We start from the raw sequence: 3789 nt of genomic DNA on the forward strand, positions 1-3789 counted from the left end.
GCGCCGAACTCCGCGCGGTCATGGGGGGCGGAATGGGTGCGGGCATGGGCCCGCGCGCCGGTCAGTCTCCGCGCGAGGCCTATGATCCCGCGCCCGCCGCGATCGCCACGGCGGCGGCCGGTCCGAGCCTTCGCCGCTTCGAGGATGTGATCGCCCTTCTCGCCGAAAAGCGTGATATCAGGCTCAAGCATGCGCTCGAAACCGGCGTCCGCCTCGTCCGCTTCGAGCAGGGCCGCATCGAGATCAGGCTTCTCGAGGGAACGCCAGGCAATCTCGCATCCGAGCTTTCCGAGCGGTTGAAGCGCTGGACGGGTGCGCTCTGGGTCGTTTCAATCTCGCGCGAGGAAGGTGCGCCGACGCTGCGCGAGCAGGCGATCACGCGCGAGGAAAAGCTGAAGGAAGAAGCGCGCGCCGATCCGCTGGTCAGGGCTGCGCTCGCACATTTCCCCGGCGCCGAGATCGTCCATGTGCGTGATGCGCGCGCGGACGAGGTTGCGATGCCGCTTGCCGCGAGCGGCGAGGTCGTGCCTGCAAGCCATGACGATCTCGCCTCCGAAGAGTTTGAGCATGAGGATTACATGGCCTCCGACGAATAGAGGCCCGGATTTGCCTATTCCCAATTTGTCATCAGAGTGAACGGACGAGCGACGTGAGAAATATCGGCGAGATCATGAAGCAGGCGAAGGCCCTCCAGTCGAAGATGGAGGGCTTGCAGGCCGAGCTGGAGGCGCTGGAAGTGGAAGGAAGCGCCGGCGGCGGCATGGTGAGTGTCGTCATGACGGGCAAGGGCGTGGTGAAGCGCGTGACGATCGATCCGGGCCTCATGAAGCCGGAGGAGCGCGAAATCCTCGAGGATCTGATCGCCGCCGCCGCGAACGACGCCAAGGGCAGGGCCGAGAAGCTCGCCGCCGAGAAGATGCAGAGCATTGCGGGCGGTCTACCCATTCCGCCCGGCTTCGGCCTTTGAGACGCGAATGTCCGTCACCGGCCCCGAAATCGAGCGGCTGATCCAGCTTCTGTCCAAGCTGCCGGGCCTCGGCCCGCGTTCGGCGCGCCGCGCTGTGCTCCAGCTCATCAAGAAGAAGGAGACGCTGCTCTCGCCGCTCGCCGCCGCCATGGCCGAGGCGGTGGAGAAGGCCTGCGTCTGCTCGGTCTGCGGCAATGTCGATACGCACGATCCCTGCACCATCTGCCGCGATCCGCGGCGCGATCCGTCGATCCTCTGCATTGTCGAGGAGGTGGGCGACCTCTGGGCGCTGGAGCGGGCGGGCGTGCATAAGGGCCGCTACCATGTGCTTGGCGGCGTCCTCTCGGCGCTCGATGGCGTCGGCCCCAACGATCTCAATATTGGCGCGCTGGTCGAGCGCGTGCAGAAGGGCGAGATCAGGGAAGTGATCCTCGCCATGAACGCGACCGTCGATGGACAGACGACCGCGCATTACATCACCGACCGCCTCGAGGGCACGGGCGTCGCCGTTTCGCGCCTTGCGCATGGCGTGCCGGTAGGCGGCGAACTCGACTATCTCGACGACGGTACGCTCGCCGCCGCCATGAAGTCGCGCCGGCCGTTCTAGCTGTCCGCGGTCTCGTCCGCGTCGAGATCGCCCAGCATGTCTTCCACGCCCGGCGCGTTGAGGCCTAGCAGCGTTTGCGCGGATTCATCCGTCATGACTTCCACGTCCTTGAGCTTGCGGCTCATCACGCGCGTGCGCATGCCGAGGCTGTCGATGGTGTTGGTCGCGGCGTTGAGCTGACTTTTGAGCTTGTCGACCACCTTGCCATGCTTTTCGAATTCGGAGCGGACAGCGCTCAGAAGCTGCCAGACCTCGCTTGAGCGTTTCTGGATGGCCATGGAGCGGAAGCCCATCTGGAACGCGCTGAGCAGTGCCGAAAGCGTTGTCGGCCCGGCCACCGTGACCCGATATTTCTGTTGCAGATCGTCGAAAAGGCCGGTGCGGCGCAGAACCTCCGCAAAGAGGCTTTCGGTTGGAAGAAACAGAATGGCGAAATCCGTTGTGCGTGGCGGGTTGATGTATTTCTCCGAAATGGACTTGGCAAAGCTGCGCACCCGCGTTTCGAGAGCGGCGGCCGCCTCCTCGATGGCGGCGAGGTCGGCGCGCTCATGGGCAAGCACCAGCCGCTCGTAATCCTCCTGCGGAAATTTCGCATCGATCGGCAGCAGGATTTCGTCCTCATTGTCGCGCCCGGGAAAACGAACGGCGAATTCCACGCGCTCCGCGCTATGCGCTTTCACCTGCGCATTGGCGATGAACTGATCGGGCGAAAGAAATTGCTCCAGCAGCATGCCGAGCTGAACCTCGCCCCAGGTGCCGCGCGTCTTGACGTTGGTGAGAACCCGCTTCAGGTCGCCGACGCCGGTGGCGAGCGCCTGCATCTCGCCCAGGCCCTGATAGACGCGCTCGAGCTGCTCGCTCACGGTGCGGAAGGAATCGCCGATCCGCTTTTCCAGCGTTGTCTGGAGCTTTTCATCCACCGTCTTGCGCACGTCTTCGAGCTTGGCGGTGTTCTCCTGCCGGATCGCATCGAGCCGGTTTTCGACCGCCTGGCGCAACGCCTCCTGTGCCTTGCCTTGGCCCTCCGTCATCAGCGCCAGACCCTGCTCGACCTTCTCGAGGCGTTCGCGCTGCTGCCCGCCGAGCTGCAGAAGCGTGGCGGCGAGCTGGTCGCTCGTCTTGGCGAAATTGCCGGTCAGTTCCTCGCGCAGCTCCCGCGCGGCCGACTGGGCGCGCTGGTTGGCGGCATCGAGACTTTCGGTGATCGACTGGCCGAGCGCCTCGCGGCTCTTCGCCGCCTCGATTTCCATGCGCGCCATGTCGTGATCGAGCTTCTGGCCGATGGTGGCAACCGGCGTGCGGATCGCCTCGATCCCGCTGTCGAGCCGCTGGGCGAGGGAGTCCTGAAATCCGCGGAGATTGTCGCCAAGCTCCTGCCGCGTGAGCAGGGCCTGGGTCTGGGTTTCGCTCCTCACCCGGTCGGTTTCGGTGCGGATGACATTGGCGATCTTGTCGGCAATCTCATCGGCGATGCCCTCGCCGTTCGCCTCTTTCGCGCTCCGGCGAAAGGCGAGAAAGGCGAAGATCGCCGCCGCAAGGCTGAAAAACCCCGATGCGAGGCTCAGATAGAGGGTCCAGTTTTCCATTTTCTCTCCCCGGCTTCCCCTCGCGCGGGCCGGTGGCGGGCGAGGGGAACATTCAGGCAACTATAGCCGATTCCCGCGCGGGCGTGTCGGCCGATCGGGCTCGCTTGACCGGCGGGGCCGGGGAGCTTATCTCAACGCCATGGCTATCCGTGAAATCATCACCGCGCCCGACCCGCGCCTGAAACAGGTCTCCAAGCCCGTCGAGCGGGTGGACGACGATCTGCGCCGCCTCATGGACGACATGCTGGAGACGATGTATGCGGCGCCGGGCATCGGCCTCGCCGCCATCCAGATCGGTGTTCCGAAGCAGGTCATCGTGATGGACCTCGCGCGTGAGGGCGAGGACCCGCAGCCGCGCTATTTCGTCAATCCGGAAATCCTGTGGACCTCCGACGAACTCGCCACCTATGAGGAGGGCTGCCTCTCGGTACCCGAACTCTATGAGGAGGTGGACCGCCCGGCGCGCTGCCGCGTCCGGTTCCTCGATTATCAGGGCGAGATTCGCGAACTGGATTGCGAGGGCATGCTCGCGACCTGCATCCAGCATGAGATGGATCATCTGAACGGCGTTCTCTTCATCGACCATCTCTCCAAGCTCAAGCGTTCGATGATGCTGAAGAAGCTCGCCA

4 protein-coding genes and 1 pseudogene are annotated in these 3789 nt (G+C 64.6%); 4 read left to right on the plus strand and 1 reads right to left on the minus strand.

The annotated features are described in order from the left end of the window. From WBG82_RS03530 to recR, 3 genes and pseudogenes are all read left to right on the plus strand, one after another. Positions 1–596 (plus strand): annotated as a pseudogene (locus tag WBG82_RS03530) (hypothetical protein); the annotation flags it as partial. Between the two features lie 53 nt (positions 597–649). After that, positions 650–967 (plus strand): YbaB/EbfC family nucleoid-associated protein, encoded by a 318-nt coding sequence (locus WBG82_RS03535; protein ID WP_424421459.1) that lies wholly within the window; start codon positions 650–652, stop codon positions 965–967. Between the two features lie 7 nt (positions 968–974). Next, complete coding sequence (recR, locus tag WBG82_RS03540; protein WP_424421461.1) at positions 975–1574, plus strand: recombination mediator RecR; 600 nt, start codon at positions 975–977, stop codon at positions 1572–1574. Here recR and rmuC read toward each other — a convergent pair. After that, complete coding sequence (gene rmuC, locus WBG82_RS03545; RefSeq protein WP_424421464.1) at positions 1571–3160, minus strand: DNA recombination protein RmuC; 1590 nt, start codon at positions 3158–3160, stop codon at positions 1571–1573. The genes recR and rmuC overlap by 4 nt on opposite strands. 139 nt (positions 3161–3299) lie before the next feature. Here rmuC and def point away from each other — a divergent pair. Continuing rightward, a partial coding sequence (gene def / locus WBG82_RS03550) for a peptide deformylase (RefSeq protein ID WP_424421466.1) occupies positions 3300–3789 on the plus strand: 490 nt, incomplete at its 3' end.

Origin of the sequence: Parvibaculum sp. (genome assembly GCF_049671045.1) — a bacterium.
In the GTDB taxonomy this organism is placed as follows: Bacteria; Pseudomonadota; Alphaproteobacteria; order Parvibaculales; family Parvibaculaceae; genus Parvibaculum.

Coding starts and splice junctions, on each gene's coding strand:
- rmuC (WP_424421464.1), bottom strand. CDS start 3,160: ATGGAAAACTGGACCCTCTATCTGAGCCTCGCATCGGGGTTTTTCAGC.
- recR (WP_424421461.1), top strand. CDS start 975: ATGTCCGTCACCGGCCCCGAAATCGAGCGGCTGATCCAGCTTCTGTCC.